The organism is Nonomuraea sp. NPDC001699, from assembly GCF_053596455.1.
Genome location: NZ_JBSFGF010000001.1, coordinates 569474 through 583367 on the forward strand (window position 1 = coordinate 569474; position 13894 = coordinate 583367).

Here is a 13894-nt window from a genome sequence, read left to right on the forward strand (position 1 = left end):
TAGGCGTGAGACCTACAGCCCGCCAGGTGGCCGAACTGGCGAACGTGTCCGTGGCGACCGTCTCCTACGTGCTCAGCGGCCGGGACCGTCCCGTCGGCGCGGAGACCAGGAAACGGGTGCTCGACGCCGCCAAACAGCTCGGCTACACCCCCAACCAGGCCGCCCGCAGCCTGCGCCGGCGCAGCACGCAGCGGGTCTGCCTGGTGCTCGGCTCGCTCGGCGGGGTGCCCGCCGACGAGCGGCTGGCCGCCGACCTGCACGACATGGCCGACGCCCGCGGCTACTCGGTGGTCACGCTGGCCGTCTACTCGCCGGCCCGCGCCCGTTCCGCGGTCGACGTGCTGCTCGGCGGCATCGCCGACGGCGCGCTGTTCAACGTCACCGGCGACCATCTCACCGGCGACCTGCTGGCCGAGCTGGCCGCCGCCGGGCTGCCCATGGTGGCGCTGCGCAACGAGGAGGTGCCCGAGGGCTGCGACGTCGTGCGCACCCCCGAGACGGAGGCGTGCGCCGAGGCGGTCGAGCACCTGGTGGCCGGGGGACGGCGGCGGATCGCGTTCATGGGCCAGCGTTACGAGCTCTACCGCGACCGGCCGGTCGGCCGCCTGCTGGGCTACACCAAGGCCCTCGACCGGCACGGCGTCTCCGACCGGATCATCACCTCCGGCGCGGACGACCGGGTCTCGGCCTACCAGACCGCCGCCGAGCTGCTGCGCTCGCCCGACCGTCCCGACGCGGTCTTCGCCGCCTCCGACCGGGCCGCGATCAGCGTCATCTGGGCCGCCCGGGACGCGGGGCTGCGCGTCCCCGAGGATCTGGCGGTGGTCGGCGTCGGCAACATCGACGAGGGGCTCATCAGCAACCCGCAGCTCAGCACCGTCGGCCCGCTCAGGCACGACTACACCGACGTCGTACGCCTGCTCTTCGACCGGCTCCAGGCCGAGGAGCCGCCACCCGGCCGGGAGATCGTCCGGCCGTGGCGGTTCCTGCGCAGGGGATCGTCCTAACCGACGGTCTCGGGCACCGGGCTCTCGACGGGCGCGGCGGCGGCGCGGGCCCGCAGGCCGCACGCGGTCACCAGCACGGCCACCACCGCGGCGGCCACCGGGACGACCAGCGCGATCCGGAGCGAGTCCAGGGTCGGCGCGGTGCCCCCGCCGAGCGCGGCCACGTTCACGGCGGTCACCGCCGACAGGCCGAGCGCGGTGCCGAACTGCATCGCCGTGTAGAGCAGGCCGCCGGCCAGGCCCTGCCGGTCCTCGTCCACGCCCTCGGTCGCGGCCATGGTCAGCGGGCCGTACGTCAGCGAGAAGGCCAGGCCGAGCAGGAGCATGGTGGGCAGCATGGCGGCGTACGTCCAGTCCGGGCCGACCGGCAGGAACAGCGCGTACGCCAGCGCCGACAGCACGATGCCGCCGAACAGCACCCGGGCGTTGCCGAACCTGTTCACCAGGCGCGGCGTGAGCGTGGGGGCCAGGACCGTGTCGATGCCGATCACCAGCATGGCCAGGCCGGTCTGGAGGGTGCTCCAGCCGCGCACCTCCTGGAGGTAGAGCGTGGCCAGGAACTGGAACCCGGCGAACGAGGCCAGGAACAGCAGCGCGCCCAGGTTGGCCCGGACCAGCGGCCCCGAGCGCAGGATGTCCAGCCGGACCAGCGGGTTGGCCGAGCGGCGTTCGATCAGCACGAACAGGGCGAGCAGCAGCAGCCCGGCGGCGAACGTCGCGAGCGTGACGCCGGAGCCGTCGGCGGGTGCCTCCAGGCGGACCACGCCGTACACGAGCAGCAACATCGAGCCGGTGATGGTCAGCGCCCCGGCCAGGTCGAACGAGCCCCGCGCCCGTTCGCCGGAGTCCTTGACCAGCGGGACGGCGGCCAGCAGGATCACCGCCGACAGCACCACGGGGGCGAAGAACACCCAGCGCCAGCCGATCGAGGCCAGCAGGCCGCCGGCGACCAGGCCGAGCGAGAAGCCGCCGGCCGCGGTCCCGGCGTAGACGCCGAGGGCCTTGGTGCGCTGCGGGCCCTCGGGGAAGGTACCGGTGACCAGCGCCAGCCCGGCGGGCGCCATGAACGCGGCGGCGACCCCCGTGACGAACCGGGCGAGCAGCAACATCCACCCCTCGGTCGCCAGGCCGCCCAGGCCGGAGAAGAGCAGGAACACCGTCATCCAGGTCAGGAACATGCGGCGGTGCCCGAGCAGGTCGGCGGCCCGTCCGCCCAGCAGCATGAACCCGCCGTAGCCCAGCACGTACGCGCTGACCACGCCGCTCAGCGTGCCGGTGGACAGGCCGAGGTCGGCGCGGATCGACGGCAGCGCCACGTTCAGCATGGCCACGTCGATGCCTTCCAGGAAGACGGCCCCCGCCAGGACGAACAGCGCGCTCCACGCGCGTGCGCCCATGCGCTCGTTCGAGGGAGACATGGGAGACATGATGCATTCCTTCCACAACAGTCGGTTCCTTCTTGTAACCAGCAGCATTTTTGGTGACTATTGGGACTCATGGAAGACGGAACTTCGATGTCACCCGGTCACTGCGGGGATACCGACTACGACGTGCTGCAATGGGACCAGCGGGAGGACTGCGAGGTCAGGCAGATCCTCGACCGGATCGCCGACAAGTGGTCGCTCCAGGTGATCGCGCTGCTCGACCGGCGCAGCCTGCGCTTCACCGAGCTGCGCCGCATGATCGACGGCGTGAGCCAGCGCATGCTGACCAGGACCCTGCGTCACCTGGAACGCGACGGCCTGGTGAGCCGTACGGTCCATGCGACCGTGCCGCCCCGCGTGGACTACGCGCTGACGCCTCTGGGCGGCACGTTGCACGCCACCATCCGCGCCCTGGTCACCTGGACCGAGGAGCATCAGGGCGAGATCGCCGCCGCCCGCGCCGCCTACGACGTGCGCGTGGCGGGCGAGCAGGAGGCGGCGGCGGAGGAGGCGGCCGAACGCGACGCCGTCGCGCGCGGCGTGCTCGCGGGCATGCGCTGACGGCCGTGGCGGTCGGCAGCCGTCAGCGTCAGTGGCCGGGTGAGTGCCGGGGAGCGTGCTTGGGCGCGTGTCCCGGCGCCGCCGGGGTGGTGGTGGTGGCCGGGCCGGCGGGGGGCTGGGACGCGTTCTGCTTCACCGGCACGATCACCCGCACGGCCCCCGCGTCGCGGAAGACGAAGGTCATGGGCACGGAGGGTCCGCGTACGCCGGTGACCGTGCCGAGGGGCTGCTCGTTGGCGCCCACGGGCTGGTCGGGCCGGATGTCGGTGGCGGCGCCGGAGAGCTGCACCGAGCCGCCGCCGTCGACGGTGATCTGCTGGAGCTGGTCGGGCTTGTGGCCGTCGTTGATCAGCACGGCGTAGAGGGTCTGCTCGGAGGCGGGCGAGACGGGCGAGGCCGCCTGGCCGGAGGCGGCCCGGAGGTGGGCGTTGCGCACGTGCAGGACGCCCTTGGCGTCGGCGTTCGCGCCGTCGTTCTGCGGCAGGTGCTGCCCCGTGTCGTATCCGGTGTTCGTGCAGCCCGTGGCGAGCAGGGCCAGGAGCGCGGCACAGCTGATGGGACGCTTCACGACGCCCTCCCCGTTCGGTACACACCGTCATCGTTCCGTTACCCGTCATGATGGAGGCGAACCCTTGGCAAAACACCAATTTTCCTACCGGAAGTGTGGGAGAATGGAGCATGGGATTGGACCGGACCCGCTCGCCGAGTGAGCGCGCCGAGACTCCGCTGACCGCCGCGATCATGGCGGGCCGCTGGATCCGCACCGCCGCCGTTGACGACGGCCGAGGCCGTCACTGGCGTGCCAACCCCGACCCCCGTGGCAGGTCGGCCGCCGCCGGCGACTCCGCCTCCCTGTACGCGGGCGCGGCCGGCATCGTGCTGTTCTTCCTGGAACTGGCCGCCGCGACCGGCCACGAGGCGTACCTGGACGACGCCCGCAGGGGCGCCCGCTACCTGGCCGCCACCTGGCGCGAACGCGCCGACCTGTCCCTCTACCACGGCCTGACCGGCACCCTCGTCGCGCTCATCGAGGCCGGCTGGGCCTTCGGCGACGGCGTCTTCGAGGAGGAGGCCGTCGCGGTGGCCGACGCGATCGTCCGGGCCGCGCGCCCGCTCGACGGCGGGCCCGGCTGGACGCGGGAGCCCGCACAGCGCGGCGACGGCGGGATCGTGCTGGGGCTGCTCCAGGCGTCGGCGGCGCTCGGCGTGCCGGGCTACGCGGAGACGGCCGTGGCGGCGGGCGAGCGCATCGCCGGGCTCGCCGTGCCCGGCCACCGCTTCGGCGACTGCGCCGACCTGCCCCTCGACGCCGTCACCCCGGGCTTTCTGTCCGGCACGGCGGGCACCGCCTTCCTGCTGGCCAGGCTCTTCGGCGTCACGGGGGAGCGGCGCTTCCTGGAGGCGGCCGCCCGTGGTGCGGGCTTCGTGCGCGAGGTGAGCGCGGTGGCGGGCAGGTGCGCGGTCGTCCCCCACCACGTGCCGCAGGGGCGTGAGCTGCACTACCTGGGCTTCTGCTCGGGCTCGGCGGGCGTGGCCCGGATGTTCTACGAGCTGTACCGGGTGACCGGCGACCCCGGTCACCTCGACTGGGTCGAACGGCTCGCGCACGGCGTCGTCGAGAGCGGCGCCCCCCACCGGCAGACCGACGGCTTCTGGAACGTGGCCTGCCAGTGTTGCGGCGCGGCCGGGCTGCTCGAACTGTTCGTCGGCCTGTGGGCGGCGACCGGCGACGAGGCCCGCCTTGAGCACGCCCGGGTGCTCGCCGAGCACCTCATCGGACGCGGCGACAACCACGACGGCCAGGGGTTCCGCTGGTACCAGGCGTACCGGCGGCTGCGTCCGGGCGAGGTGAGCGCGGACACCGGGTACATGGTCGGCGCGGCCGGCATCGGGGCCGCCCTGCTGCACCTCGACGCGGCCCTGCAGTCCCGGCAGGCGCGCCGGGTCATCCTGCTGCCGGACAACCCCTTCCCGGCGATCCCGGTGCCGTCCGCCAAACTTCGCGATTCATCCCAATAGGTATTCCCTTTAAAACCAGTAGGGAATATTGACTTCCGGCTTGCGGCGGCCTAGCGTCGTGGGCATGAGCCAGGGCACTCTCCTGACCAGGCGTCCACACGTGGACTTCGGCCACGTCGCCAGCGCCCAGTGTCGTTGATCACGGACCAGCAGCCGCCCGCCTTCCCCCGAGCGCTCCAGCGTGGCCGACGCCGTCCACGCCTCCGCTGACGAATCCCCCTCTCCGTGCCCCCTTCCCGGCGCTCCCGGCCCCGCCGCCGGGAGCGGCGTGAGCACGCCCTCTCTCCCGTGAGGAGCCTTCCGTGATCGCATTCCGACCTGTCCGCCCGTCCCGAGCGAGGGCCGGCGCATGACCGACACGCTGCCCGACCAGCAGGCCGTCGGCGCGGACGTGTTCCGCCAGGCGCTCGCCGTGCACGCCAGCGGAGTGGTGGTGATCACCGCGCAGAGCGACGGCATCCCCGTCGGGCTCACGGCCACCTCGTTCTCCTCGGTCAGCCTCGATCCGCCGCTCGTCTCCTTCTACGTCGACCAGTCCTCGACCACCTGGCCGTGGCTGCGCGGAGCCGACCACTTCGCGGTCAACATCCTGGCCAGCGACCAGGCCGAGCTGGCGGCGCGGTTCGCGCGCAAGGGGGTGGACCGGTTCGCCGCGCCCACGCGATGGCGGGCCGGGCCGCTGGGCGCGCCGCTGCTCCAGGACGTCTCCGCGCACCTGATCTGCCTGCCGTACGAGACCGTCGAGGTCGGCGACCACGTGCTGGTCGTCGGCCTGGTGGCCGAGGCGGCCACGCACAACGCCGGCCGTCCGCTCCTCTACCACCAGGGCCGGTTCGGCCGCTTCCTACCCCACCAGGAGAACCTGTGACCGCCACCACCGGCACGCCGGTCTACGCCGGCCCGCTCGACCGCACCGCCTACGGCCAGTACGGCCCCGGCCGCCTGCACCTGTCGTCCGGCTGGGACCGCCCGATCTACCCCTTCCAGGACCGCGTCACCGCCGACGGGACCAGCGGCTACCGCGCCGAGCCCGGCCGCTATCACCTCTACGTCGCCTGGACCTGCCCCTACGCCCAGCGCGCCGTGATCGTCCGCAAGCTCAAGCGCCTGGAGGACGTCGTCACGCTGTCGTACGTGGACGACGAGCGCGACGGCCGCGGCTGGGCCTTCAGGGAGCGCAGGGGCCCGGACCCGGTCAACGGGTTCACCCTGCTGGAGCAGGCGTACGACGCCACCGAGAAGGGCTACCCGGGCCACATCTCGGTGCCCGTGCTCTGGGACAGGGCGCGGCGCAGGATCGTCAGCAACAACTTCCCCGACATCACGATCGACCTGGCCACCCAGTTCGAGAAGTGGGCCGACACCTCGGTCGACCTCTACCCCGAGCACCTGCGCGCCGAGATCGACAAGCTGAACGGGTGGATCTACCACGACGTCAACACCGGCGTCACGCGGGTGGCCCCCGCCGGCACCGAGGCCGCCCGCGAGGAGGAGCGCCACCGCGTCGTCTCGGCCCTGGAACGCCTGGACGAACGCCTGGCCGAGCAGCGCTTCCTGACCGGTGACACGATCACCGAGGCGGACGTGCGGCTGTGGGTGACGCTGGCCAGGTTCGACGCGCTGCACAACCGCGACCACCTCGTCAGCGAGCGCGAGCTGCCCGACTTCGAGCACCTGTGGGGCTACGCCCGCGACCTCTACCAGCGCCCGGCGTTCGGCGAGACCATCGAGGGCCTGCCCGACGCCTGGCACACGCCGCACGGGCGGGGCCGGTGACGCGCAAGAGGCAGGTGCACCTCGCCGCGCACTTCCCCGGCGTGAACAACACCACCGTGTGGGCCGATCCCCGGTCGGGGAGCCAGATCGACTTCGCCTCGTTCGTCCACCTCGCCAGGACGGCCGAGCGCGGCACGTTCGACTTCTTCTTCCTGGCCGAGGGGCTGCGGCTGCGCGAGCTCAAGGGCCGCGTCCACGATCTGGACGTCGTGGGCAGGCCCGAGGCGCTGACCGTGCTCAGCGCCCTGGCCGCGGTGACCGGACGGCTCGGGCTCGCGGGCACCGTCAACGCCACCTTCAACGAGCCGTACGAGCTGGCCAGGCGGCTGTCCACGCTCGACCACCTGAGCGAGGGCCGGGCCGCCTGGAACGTGGTGACCACCTCCGACGCCTTCACCGGCGAGAACTTCCGCCGCGGCGGCTTCCTCGACCGCGCCGACCGGTACGAGCGGGCCGCGGAGTTCGTCCGGCTGTCGCGCGAGCTGTGGGACTCCTGGCAGCCGGACGCCGTGCTCGCCGACGCGGACACGGGCCGCTTCCTGAGGGAGGGCGCGATCGGCACGGTCAGCCATCGGGGCAGGCACTTCAACGTCGAGGGCCGGTTCACGCTGCCGCGCGCCCCGCAGGGACACCCGGTGATCATCCAGGCCGGCGACTCGGACGACGGCCGCGAGTTCGCCGCCGCCCACGCCGACGTGATCTTCACCCCGCACGGCAGGCTGGAGGACGGCAGGCGCTTCTACGCCGACGTCAAGGGCCGCCTGGCCAGGTACGGCCGCGAACCCCACCAGCTCAAGATCATGCCCGGCGTGACGTTCGCGCTGGGCGACACCGAGGAGGAGGCCACCGAGAACGCGGCCCTGATCCGGCGGCAGCAGGTCGGGCCGCAGACCGCGATCGCGTTCCTGGAGCAGGTGTGGGGGCGGGACATGTCGGCCTTCGACCCCGATGGACCGTTCCCCGACGTCGAGCCGGACCTGTCCGAAGGCGTCTCCCAGGGACGGGTGCCGATCAAGGACCGTGCCGAGGTGGCGGCCAAATGGCGGGCGCTGGCCGGGGAGAAGGGGCTGAGCATCCGCGAGCTGGTGATCGAGGTGACCGGACGGCAGACGTTCGTCGGCACCCCGCAGAGCGTGGCCCGGCAGATCGACGAGCACGTGCAGGCCGAGGCGGCCGACGGCTTCATCCTCGTCCCGCACCTGACCCCCGGCGGGCTGGACGAGTTCGTGGACCGCGTGGTGCCGGTGCTGCGGGAACGCGGCGTCTTCCGCACCGAGTACACCGGGACCACCCTGCGCGAACACCTGGAGCTGTCATGACACTGCACCTGGCCGTGGCGCTGGACGGCGCGGGCTGGCACCCCGCCGCCTGGCGCGAGACCCCCGGCGAGCGGCTCTTCTCGGCCGGCCACTGGGCGGGGCTGGTCGCCGAGGCCGAGCGCGGGCTGCTCGACTTCGTCACCGTCGAGGACGCCCTCGGACCGCAGTCCACCCTGCCCGACGGCCCCGACGACCGCACCGACCAGGTGCGCGGCCGGTTCGACGCGGTGCTGCTGGCGGCCCGGCTGGCGCCGCTCACCACCCGGATCGGCCTGGTGCCGACGGCCACCACCACGCACACCGAGCCGTTCCACGTGGCCATCGGCATCGCCACGCTCGACCACGTCAGCGGCGGCCGGGCGGGCTGGCGGCCGCAGATCTCGGCGCGGGCGAGCGAGGCCGCCCACTTCGGCCGCCGCCGGTTCCCCCCGATCGACCAGGTGCTGAACCGGCCCGGCGGCGTGGACCTGTCGGCCGACCCGCACGTGCGCGCCCTGTTCGCCGAGGCCGCCGACGCGGTGGAGGTGGCCCGGCGGCTCTGGGACAGCTGGGAGGACGACGCCGAGATCCGGGACGTGGCCACCGGCCGGTTCATCGACCGGGACAAACTCCACTACATCGACTTCGAAGGCGGGTTCTTCTCCGTGAAGGGGCCGTCCATCACGCCCAGGTCGCCTCAGGGGCAGCCGGTGGTGGCCGCGCTGGCCCACGCGCGGCTGCCGTACGAGTTCGCCGCGGCGAGCGCCGACGTCGTCTTCGTCACGCCGCGTTCGGCCGAGCACGCGCGGGACATCGTCGAGGAGGTCCGGGGCCTGTCCGGCACGATCAAGATCTTCGCCGACCTGGTCGTCTTCCTGGGCCCGGACGCGGCCCGGCGCAAGGCGCGGCTCGACGAGCTGGACGGCGCCGAACTGGCCTCCGACGCGGCGATCTTCACCGGGAGCGTGGCGGAGCTGGCCGGCCTGCTGCTGGAGTGGCGGCGGGCCGGGATCGAGGGGTTCCGGCTGCGGCCGGGGGCGGTGCCGTACGACCTGGAGCGGATCAGCCGGGAGCTGACGGCCGAGCTGCGCGGGCGCGGGGCCTTCAGGAGCAGGTACGAAGCCGGGACGTTACGCGGGCTCCTCGGCCTGCCGCGCCCGGCGAGCAGGTACGCGGAGGTGTCATGAAATTTCTCGGCATCACCTTGATCGTCCATAACGACGGCAGATCACCGACGGAACGTTTCCGCGAGGTCGTCGAGAACGCCGTGCTCTTCGAGGAACTCGGCTTCGACGGCTACGGCGTGGGCGAGCGGCACGAACGGCCCTTCATCTCCTCCTCGCCCCCGGTCGTGCTCAGCCACATCGCGGCCCGGACGTCCAGGATCAGGCTGTTCACCGCGGTCACCACGCTGAGCCTGCTCGACCCGGTCCGCGCCTACGAGGACTACGCCACGCTCGACCACCTGTCCGGCGGCCGGCTCGAACTGATCGTCGGCAAGGGTAACGGCGCGGCGCAGGCCAAGCTCTTCCACGTCACCACCGAGGACCAGTGGGAGCGCAACCGCGAGTCGTACGAGCTGTTCCGCCGGCTCTGGCGGGAGGACAAGGTCACCTGGGAGGGCAGGTTCCGACCCTCGCTGACCGACGCCGAGACCTGGCCGCGTCCGCTGCAGAAGCCGATCAGGGTCTGGCACGGCAGCGCGACCAGCAAGGAGTCGGTCGACCTGGCCGCCCGCTACGGCGACCCGCTGTTCTCGGCCAACGTCACCAACCCCATCGAGCCCTACGCCGAGCTGATCGACCACTACCGCGAACGCTGGGCGCACTACGGCCACGACCCCGCCGACGCGCTGGTCGGGGCGGGCACCGCGGGCTACTACGCGGCCCGCACCTCGCAGGAGGCCGTCGCCGTCTACCGGCCGATCTACGAAGCCCGCCTGGAGACGTTCCGGCGGGTCGGCGTGGAGCCGGTCTTCCCCACCCTGGAGGACGCCATCGAGCGCAGCTCGATCCTGGTCGGCAGCCCGCAGCAGATCATCGACAAGGTGCTGCGCTACCACAAGCGGTTCGGGCACGAGGTCATGCACCTGCAGGCCGACGCCGACGGCCTCACGCCGGGGCAGCACCGGGAGACGCTGGAGCTGTTCCAGGCCGAGATCGCGCCGGCGCTGCGCAAGGAGATCCCCAGCCGTCCGTTCCCGGGGAGCGCGTCATGAGCCTGTCCATCCTCGACCTGGCCCCCATCAGCTCGGGCGGCACCGCGGGCGAGGCGCTGCGCAACACGATCGACCTCGCCCGCCGCGCGGAGGAACTCGGCTACGTCCGTTACTGGCTGGCCGAGCACCACTTCGCCCGGGGCGTGGCCGGCTCGGCCCCCGCCGTGCTGATCGGCCTGGTGGCGGCGGCCACCGCGACGATCAGGGTCGGCTCGGGCGCCGTGCAGCTCGGTCACCAGACGCCGGTGTCGGTGGTCGAGCAGTTCGGGGTCATCGACGCGCTGCATCCGGGACGGCTCGATCTGGGGATCGGGCGGTCAGGGCAGCGCAGGACCGAGCCGGCCCCCGCGCGGCCGCCCGGCCAGGAGGCCAGGGTGGTGGACGGGCTGCTCATCCCGCCGCCCTTCGACTGGTCGCGGCTGGCCAAGGTGCCCCGCCTGGCCTTCCAGGCGAGCCTGCTCCAGCAGCCCGGAGCCGTGACGCCTGACTTCGCCGACCAGATCGACGAGGTGCTGGCGCTGCTCAAGGGGACCCACGAGGCGCACGTCGTGCCGGGCGAGGGAGCCGACCTGCGGGTGTGGATCCTCGGCAGCAGCGGCGGGCAGAGCGCCCAGGTCGCGGGGGAGCGCGGGTTGCCGTTCGCGGCGAACTACCACGTCAGCCCGTCCAGCGTGCTGGAGGCCGTGGAGGCGTACCGGGAGGCGTTCAAGCCGTCGGACGAGCTGGCCGAGCCGTACGTGATCGTGTCGGCCGACGCGGTGGTGGCCGAGGACGAGGCCAGAGCGCGCGAGCTGGCCTCGCCGTACGGGCTGTGGGTGCGCAGCATCAGGACCGGGGAGGGGGCGATGCCGTACCCGACGCCGGCGGAGGCGGCCCGGCACGTCTGGACCGACGCCGACCGCGCGCTGGTCAAGGACCGGATCGACACGCAGTTCGTCGGCACGCCGGAGACGGTGGCCGAGCGGCTGCGCGTGCTGCGCCGGGTCACCGGGGCCGACGAGCTGCTGGTCACCACCATCACCCACGACCACACCGACCGCGTGCGCTCCTACGAGCTGCTCGCCGAAGCCTGGGAACGCCCGTGAAGCGCCTGCCCGCCGTCCTGCTGGCACTCGCGCTGGCCGCGTGCGGCGCCCAGCGGCCCGCCGAGCAGGCCCCCGGCACCTCCCTGACCTGGGCGATCGAGACGCAGCCGATCACCCTCAACCCCCAGCAGTGGGCCCAGAACAAGGTCCGGCTGCTGGTGTTCAACCAGTTCGACGCGCTGCTCTCGCGGGCCGAGGACGGCACCTTCCGCCCCTGGCTGGCCACCTCGTGGAAGGCGTCGGACGACGGCCTGACCTACACCCTCGACCTGCGGCAGGACGTGACCTTCCACGACGGCACGCGCTTCGACGCCGCCGCGGTGAAGGCCAACCTCGACCAGTTCCGCGTGCCCGGCTACAACCCGGCCGTCTCGGCGATCCAGTTACGCGCCTTCGACCAGGCCGAGGTGGTCTCGCCGTACACGGTCAGGATCACGCTCAAGGAGCCCGACGGGCTGTTCCTCGACTTCCTCGCCTCCCCGTACGCCGGGCAGGTCTCGCCGGCCTCGCTCAAGCACGCCAAGGACCTCAAGTTCGGCGGCACGGACCTGGTCGGAACCGGGCCGTTCATCCTCGACCGGTACGTGCCCGGCCAGGAGATCCGCTACCGCCGCAACCCCGCCTACAAGTGGCCGCCCGCCGGGGCCGCGCACCAGGGCCCCGCCTACCTCTCCGAGCTCACCTACCGGTTCCTGCCGGAGGCGGCGGTCCGGGTGGGCGCGCTCACCTCGGGGCAGGTGCAGGTCATCGAGGGCGTCCCGGCCACCGACGTCGAACTGATCAAGAAGGACCCCGACCTGGCCCTGCGCACGTCGCTCAACTCCGGCACCTCCTTCTCCTACTACTTCAACACCGGCCGTGCCCCCTTCGACGACCAGCGCGTGCGCGAGGCCTTCCGCGAGGCCGTGGACGTGGACGCCGTCCTGAGGTCGGTCTACCAGGGCACCGCCACCAGGGCGTGGAGCGTCGTCGGCGAACGCAGCCCGTTCTACGACGCCACCCTGGAGAACGCCTACGCCGGCGACCCGGCCAGGGCGAACGCGCTGCTCGACGCGGCGGGCTGGCGGCAGCGCGACGCCGAGGGCTTCCGGGTCAAGGACGGCAGGCGGCTCACCGTGCGCACGGTCGCCTCGGCGCCGTTCGTCCGCGACCGCCGCGACATCCTCGCCCAGGCCGTTCAGGCCCAGGTCAAGCAGAGCGCGGGCATCGACTTCCAGGTCAAGATCGTCGATCAGGGCAGCGCGCAGAAGGCCGTGGAGGAGAACGAGTACGAGATCTTCGAGAACTCGCGCGGCGACTCCGACGTCGGCGCGGCGCTCAACCTCATCCTGCCGGGCCAGGGCGCGATCAACCGGACCCACTTCACCGACGAGCGCGTGGACAAGTGGCTCGCGCAGGCGTCGGCCAGCTCCGACCAGGCCAGGCGCAAGGAGCTCTACGCCAAGGTCCAGCAGGCGGTGGTGCGGGAGAAGGCGATCGTGTTCCCGCTCTACGTGCCCGCCGACCAGCTCGCCGCGCGCAGGAGCGTGCAGGGGCTCGGCTTCGATCCCGCGTCCGGCACGCCGGCCGGCGCCTACGACGTACGGATCGGGACGTGATCCGACGACTCGGGACCGGGCTCGCCGTCCTGTGGGCGGCGGCCACGGCCTCCTACCTCGCGCTGCTGCTCGCCCCCGGCGACACCGTGGACATCCTGATCGGCGACGGGGCCGACACGCCGGAGATCCGGGCGCGGATCGTCCAGGAATGGGGGCTCGACCGGCCGGAGGTCGTCCAGTACCTGTCCTATCTGTGGCGGTTGCTGCACGGCGACCTCGGGCGCTCGTACCGGCTCCAGCTCGGCGTCGGCGAGGTGCTGGCCACGCAGATCCTGCCGACCGCGCAGCTCACGCTCGCGGCGGCCGGGGTCGGCGTCGCGCTCGCCGGGGTGATCGCGATCGTCACCGCCGGGCGCGGGCGGCTGCCGCGCGGTGTGGCCTCGCTGGCCGAGCTGGTGTCGGTGTCGGTGCCGCCGTTCCTGATCGGGATCGTGCTGCTGTCGGTGTTCTCGTTCACGCTCGGCTGGTTCCCGGTGTCGGGGGCGGCGGGGCCGCTCGCGCTCGTGCTGCCCGCGCTCTCGCTGGGGCTGCCGATCGCGGGCGTGCTCGGCCAGGTGCTGCGCGGCGGGCTGGAACGGGCCCTGGAGCAGCCGTTCGCGGTCACCGCCAGGGCCCGCGGGCTGACCGAGCGGGCGCTGGTGGCCAGGCACGCGCTCAGGCACGCGCTGATCCCCGCCGTGACGCTGGCCGGCTGGTTCACCGGCACGCTGCTCGGCGGGACGGTGATCACCGAGGTGCTGTTCGGGCGTCCCGGGCTCGGGCGGGTGGCCATGGAGGCCGTCACGGGGCAGGACATGCCGGTGGTGATGGCCGTCGTGCTGCTGTCGGCGATCGCGTACGTGACCATCAGCACCCTGCTCGACCTGGCCTACCGCGTCATCGACCCGCGGATGAGGGGCTGAGCGGCG

The 13894-nt window shown here is 72.8% G+C and carries 13 protein-coding genes; 11 read left to right on the top strand and 2 right to left on the bottom strand.

Annotated elements, in window-relative coordinates:
• Nucleotides 1-5 precede the first annotated feature (5 nt).
• Nucleotides 6-1007 (top strand): LacI family DNA-binding transcriptional regulator, encoded by a 1002-nt coding sequence (locus tag ACWCSU_RS02735; protein WP_449933105.1) that lies wholly within the window; start codon nt 6-8, stop codon nt 1005-1007.
• On the opposite strand, the gene ACWCSU_RS02740 is transcribed toward ACWCSU_RS02735, so the two are convergent.
• Nucleotides 1004-2425 (bottom strand): MFS transporter, encoded by a 1422-nt coding sequence (locus ACWCSU_RS02740; protein ID WP_449933107.1) that lies wholly within the window; start codon nt 2423-2425, stop codon nt 1004-1006. The genes ACWCSU_RS02735 and ACWCSU_RS02740 overlap by 4 nt on opposite strands.
• A gap of 78 nt (nt 2426-2503) precedes the next feature.
• On the opposite strand from ACWCSU_RS02740, the gene ACWCSU_RS02745 reads away from it, so the two are divergent.
• Nucleotides 2504-2992 (top strand): winged helix-turn-helix transcriptional regulator, encoded by a 489-nt coding sequence (locus ACWCSU_RS02745; protein ID WP_357702837.1) that lies wholly within the window; start codon nt 2504-2506, stop codon nt 2990-2992.
• A 28-nt stretch (nt 2993-3020) separates the two neighbouring features.
• Here the strand turns inward: ACWCSU_RS02745 and ACWCSU_RS02750 are convergent, their stop codons facing one another.
• Nucleotides 3021-3560, bottom strand: coding sequence for a hypothetical protein (locus tag ACWCSU_RS02750; RefSeq protein WP_449933110.1), 540 nt, complete (start codon nt 3558-3560; stop codon nt 3021-3023).
• 110 nt (nt 3561-3670) lie between these two features.
• On the opposite strand from ACWCSU_RS02750, the gene ACWCSU_RS02755 reads away from it, so the two are divergent.
• The 9 genes from ACWCSU_RS02755 (at nt 3671) to ACWCSU_RS02795 (ending at nt 13888) form a co-directional block, all read left to right on the top strand.
• Nucleotides 3671-5011, top strand: coding sequence for a lanthionine synthetase LanC family protein (locus tag ACWCSU_RS02755; protein WP_357702833.1), 1341 nt, complete (start codon nt 3671-3673; stop codon nt 5009-5011).
• 349 nt (nt 5012-5360) lie between these two features.
• Nucleotides 5361-5879, top strand: coding sequence for a flavin reductase family protein (locus tag ACWCSU_RS02760; protein ID WP_357702831.1), 519 nt, complete (start codon nt 5361-5363; stop codon nt 5877-5879).
• A complete protein-coding gene (locus tag ACWCSU_RS02765; protein WP_449933113.1) occupies nt 5876-6787 on the top strand; it encodes a glutathione S-transferase C-terminal domain-containing protein in 912 nt (303 codons plus the stop codon). The genes ACWCSU_RS02760 and ACWCSU_RS02765 overlap by 4 nt, the downstream gene beginning before the upstream one ends.
• Nucleotides 6784-8106 (top strand): NtaA/DmoA family FMN-dependent monooxygenase, encoded by a 1323-nt coding sequence (locus ACWCSU_RS02770; protein ID WP_449933115.1) that lies wholly within the window; start codon nt 6784-6786, stop codon nt 8104-8106. Before ACWCSU_RS02765 ends, ACWCSU_RS02770 begins: the two co-directional genes overlap by 4 nt.
• Complete coding sequence (locus ACWCSU_RS02775) at nt 8103-9272, top strand: LLM class flavin-dependent oxidoreductase (protein WP_357702825.1); 1170 nt, start codon at nt 8103-8105, stop codon at nt 9270-9272. Before ACWCSU_RS02770 ends, ACWCSU_RS02775 begins: the two co-directional genes overlap by 4 nt.
• Entirely contained in the window at nt 9269-10303 is a 1035-nt protein-coding gene (locus tag ACWCSU_RS02780) for an LLM class flavin-dependent oxidoreductase (RefSeq protein ID WP_449933117.1), read from the top strand. The genes ACWCSU_RS02775 and ACWCSU_RS02780 overlap by 4 nt, the downstream gene beginning before the upstream one ends.
• On the top strand, nt 10300-11388 hold the full coding sequence (locus ACWCSU_RS02785) for an LLM class flavin-dependent oxidoreductase (RefSeq protein ID WP_397040727.1): 1089 nt from the start codon (nt 10300-10302) through the stop codon (nt 11386-11388). Before ACWCSU_RS02780 ends, ACWCSU_RS02785 begins: the two co-directional genes overlap by 4 nt.
• Entirely contained in the window at nt 11385-12986 is a 1602-nt protein-coding gene (locus ACWCSU_RS02790; RefSeq protein ID WP_449933119.1) for an ABC transporter substrate-binding protein, read from the top strand. The genes ACWCSU_RS02785 and ACWCSU_RS02790 overlap by 4 nt, the downstream gene beginning before the upstream one ends.
• Nucleotides 12983-13888 carry an ABC transporter permease gene (locus tag ACWCSU_RS02795; RefSeq protein ID WP_449933121.1) on the top strand — a complete coding sequence of 302 codons (906 nt, stop codon included), beginning with the start codon at nt 12983-12985 and terminating at the stop codon, nt 13886-13888. Before ACWCSU_RS02790 ends, ACWCSU_RS02795 begins: the two co-directional genes overlap by 4 nt.
• Nucleotides 13889-13894 lie beyond the last annotated feature (6 nt).

What these genes read in the sequence shown, in the direction of transcription:
- ACWCSU_RS02740 (WP_449933107.1), bottom strand. Translation starts at nt 2,425, where the DNA reads ATGTCTCCCTCGAACGAGCGCATGGGCGCACGCGCGTGGAGCGCGCTG.
- ACWCSU_RS02745 (WP_357702837.1), top strand. Translation starts at nt 2,504, where the DNA reads ATGGAAGACGGAACTTCGATGTCACCCGGTCACTGCGGGGATACCGAC.
- ACWCSU_RS02755 (WP_357702833.1), top strand. Translation starts at nt 3,671, where the DNA reads ATGGGATTGGACCGGACCCGCTCGCCGAGTGAGCGCGCCGAGACTCCG.
- ACWCSU_RS02760 (WP_357702831.1), top strand. Translation starts at nt 5,361, where the DNA reads ATGACCGACACGCTGCCCGACCAGCAGGCCGTCGGCGCGGACGTGTTC.
- ACWCSU_RS02775 (WP_357702825.1), top strand. Translation starts at nt 8,103, where the DNA reads ATGACACTGCACCTGGCCGTGGCGCTGGACGGCGCGGGCTGGCACCCC.
- ACWCSU_RS02780 (WP_449933117.1), top strand. Translation starts at nt 9,269, where the DNA reads ATGAAATTTCTCGGCATCACCTTGATCGTCCATAACGACGGCAGATCA.
- ACWCSU_RS02785 (WP_397040727.1), top strand. Translation starts at nt 10,300, where the DNA reads ATGAGCCTGTCCATCCTCGACCTGGCCCCCATCAGCTCGGGCGGCACC.